General features: G+C 50.9%; 3 protein-coding genes and 1 pseudogene. All 4 read left to right on the forward strand.

All coding sequences use genetic code 11. The features are described from left to right. The first annotated feature begins 403 nt into the window (after nucleotides 1-403). On the forward strand, nucleotides 404-853 hold the full coding sequence (locus tag M0R47_RS21430) for a hypothetical protein (protein ID WP_292558392.1): 450 nt from the start codon (nucleotides 404-406) through the stop codon (nucleotides 851-853). A 2-nt stretch (nucleotides 854-855) separates the two neighbouring features. Further along, on the forward strand, nucleotides 856-2,115 hold the full coding sequence (locus M0R47_RS21435; RefSeq protein WP_292558393.1) for a hypothetical protein: 1,260 nt from the start codon (nucleotides 856-858) through the stop codon (nucleotides 2,113-2,115). Next, a complete protein-coding gene (dcd, locus tag M0R47_RS21440) occupies nucleotides 2,112-2,747 on the forward strand; it encodes a dCTP deaminase (protein ID WP_292558394.1) in 636 nt (211 codons plus the stop codon). The genes M0R47_RS21435 and dcd overlap by 4 nt, the downstream gene beginning before the upstream one ends. Nucleotides 2,748-2,894: 147 nt before the next feature. Then, nucleotides 2,895-3,128: pseudogene (locus M0R47_RS21990) on the forward strand (FAD-dependent oxidoreductase); the annotation flags it as partial. Nucleotides 3,129-3,255: the final 127 nt, after the last annotated feature.

A 3,255-nucleotide genomic window follows, 5' to 3' on the forward strand; every position in this document is an offset into this window, starting at 1 on the left:
TGGAGGTCGAATGCCCTTTTCAAGAGACCGGTGCCCCCATTTCAGGGAGCCTATTAGAGCCAGAATATTGTCTGGCCGAATTCTTCTTGACACCCAAAATCGGTTCGCCTATACTTGCTTCCAGCAAAAAATCTGTCCTATCAACCACTTGATTTACAAAACCGTTTCAAATAGGTCCTCTTGGTGAAAAGGTGAGGTCTGTCTCTTTTTGAGCAAGAGAGCATTGGTGACCGAAAAACGAGTTTCCATGGCAATGAGCGTTAACCAACATAGATAGCTCAATGCATATGTGGAATATTGTAACCAACCTATCTATCTTGCCTGTGCTTAAGTTAGAGCTCTATTATTTAACCATTAGCTAAGAATCGTGATGTTTTTATATGACAAAAAGGAGGCTTCTACAATGGCATCATCAAGCTTCAGCAGTGAAATCCGTGCGCTTGATCCCGAACTTCCCTTCTTGGCGTCGGAAGTTGCCGTTGATCTTGCTAATTTGATTTCGGGCGACTCTGATGACATGGCTGCAATCAAGCAATTGGCGAATACACTCAAGAACTCAATCAAGAAAGGTCCCTCTGGTGCCCCATCGCGCTCACTAATGGACCCCGCCGCTCTAATCATTCTCGGGGGAGCTGCGGCGGAATTTACTGGCATCAATCTGTCATCGCAGAAGGTGGATGACTTAATTGCTGCTGCCGAAAACATTGCTGATTTCCTTTCCAGCGACAATATCCAGCAAGTGCCCGACAAATTGAAGGAAGCGATGAACTTTTGCGTTGCACTTTCACGAGCGGCAATTGCATACCGGCAATCGATCCGCGACTTGCAGCCATCTCATCCGTTTCGGAGATAGAGATGGCAATAGTGGACTATACCCGAGCGCGGATTGCTGCGGCTCTTGAAGAAATCGGCCGCTTGATGCAGTCTGAGTTTCCGAGCCAGCATCCCAAAGACGCTATAGATATCTTGCAGGGCCGCTTCGCAAAAAGGGCGTCAGTCCTAAACAAAATCGGGCCGAATGTTCCAATTCCTGTATTACAGACAGAGTGCATTGCCTCGCTTGAGCAGCTCCTTGTCTATGTTCCAATCCTTGGATTCGTCCTTCGCTCGACCAATGTGCGCAACGGTTTTGAGGCTTATGGTCCGCTCCTCCATTTAGCCGAATCCCTTATGGGCGCTCAAACCAAACTGATCGTCTCATCCGAATGGGAGTTCTCGCCGTTCGTTTATCGGTCAATAACCGACTTACCTGGTTTTGTCTTGATCGGATTGCCAGCGACTGAATCTTCCAACCCACTTGTGATTCCATTGGCCGGACATGAGCTCGGCCATTCCGTGTGGGAGAGGAATAGGCTTGCGGGCGACTTCAACAGCCGAATACGTCAAAGCATTTTAAAAGAAATTACGAACAATAGGTGGAATGAATACCAAGACCTTTTTCCCCAACATAAGAAAGACGATCTCGATGGGAACTGGCTTGGGGAGTTGACCTGGCAACCGGCTTTGAAGTGGTCCTTACTCCAGGCCGAAGAAATGTTTTGTGACTTCTTGGGTGTTCGTCTTTTTGCTGAGTCTTTTTTGTATGCATTTGCCTATCTCATCGCTCCAGGAACAGGCGGAGAGCGCTCAGTAGGATACCCAAACATTAAGCGACGGGTATCAAATTTGACAGAGGCCGCTAACCTCTTAGACGTGACAATCCCTCCTGGCTTCACTGACGATTTCATGCCCGAAAATGAGCCGACAAACCCCACGACTGCATTTCTTGTGTCAGTTGCCGATACCGTTACATCACAATGCGCATCGGATCTTCTTGAGACGGCGCAGAAGGAGGCAGATGACAAGGCGTGCCCAGGAAGATCTGCTGAACGCGTTGACCGTATTGCCGATGGATTTAAAAGGCTGCTCGTACCCACTGCTGATTCAGAGGCCCTTGTTGACATCACCTGTGCAGGGTGGAAATGCTACCTTGACAAGGACCTTTGGGTTGGTATCCGCCAAATCAAACCCAATGATTGGGGGCGAGTCTTGAAAGACCTTGTCTACAAGAGCATGGAGGTTTCAGAGGTTTCTTGGCGTTTGGAGAAAGCTCAACATTCGAGGGAGCACTCATGATAGTTAAGGCCGACCAACTCGCGCGAGAATTGGAGAATCCTGAGAATAGAGATGATCCGTTGATTATTACTCCGCGTCCGGATATCAATGCCTTGCGATCATCGGGGGCAGCTTCGCTTGACGTTCGCCTCGGTCGTTGGTTTCTGGCATGCCGGCCGAGTCGCACAGGACTCTTTGATGTCTATGAGCATAATGCAGAGGCTCCTACTGAAGCCAAACTAACCAAGACCTATTACGTGCCATTTGGCGAGGGATTTGTTCTCCATCCGAAAGCATTTGTGCTCGGCATCACAATGGAATGGTTCCGCTTGCCAGCAAACCGTGCTGCCTACGTGATAGGACGCTCTTCTTGGGGGCGACACGGCTTGATCATCGCTACGGCAACAGGGGTGCATCCCGGTTTCACCGGGTGTTTGGCGCTTGAGTTGTCAAATATTGGCGAGATACCTATCACCATCAAACCTGGGACAACTATTTGCCAGATATTCTTCCAAAAGGTCGATTGTGGCGAACAGGGATTGGTGGACCGGAGTTCTTTTGTCGGCAGAAGAAAGCCGACACTCGGCGTCATTGAACTGGACCAAATGGCAAAAGACTTGGCGGAGATCAAAAAGGCCTCTCTCACCCCATAGGCAAAGATTGCTGGGAACGAATTCGTTGTGCATGGATGAGCCATGTTGCAATTCCACGGTCCCTTCCCACCTCAGCCGTGCGGCCGGATGAACTGGGTGTCGCCCTGACGATGGAGCGTCTCAAGCAACTCGCCCAGATTTTCCCCTCGATCCATTGTCCATAAATGGGCCGGTCTCAGGACCCTTGCGCCCGACCAGATCATGGTGATCGGAGAAGATCCGATGGTAAAAGGGTTCCTCTGGCTTGCCGGACAGGGTGGCGCCGGCATCGAGAGCAGTCCGGCCGTGGGCCGAATCGCGGCGGACCTGATCGTCGAGGGGCATACGGATGTTGTGGACGCACGGATCTACTTCCCCCAGAGATTCGGGGCGTGCGAGTGAGGGTGCAGATCGAAAAAAGGCGGCACTACAGACTGCCTGCTGGGAGTGAAGGCCAATCCTTGGGGGGCTGTTCCGGCAAGACCAGTTTAAGTTGAGCGGGTTGGAGGCGCAGGTCGGGATCCGGCCG

This window comes from Methylobacter sp. (assembly GCF_023227905.1).
Lineage (GTDB): Bacteria > Pseudomonadota > Gammaproteobacteria > Methylococcales > Methylomonadaceae > Methylobacter_A.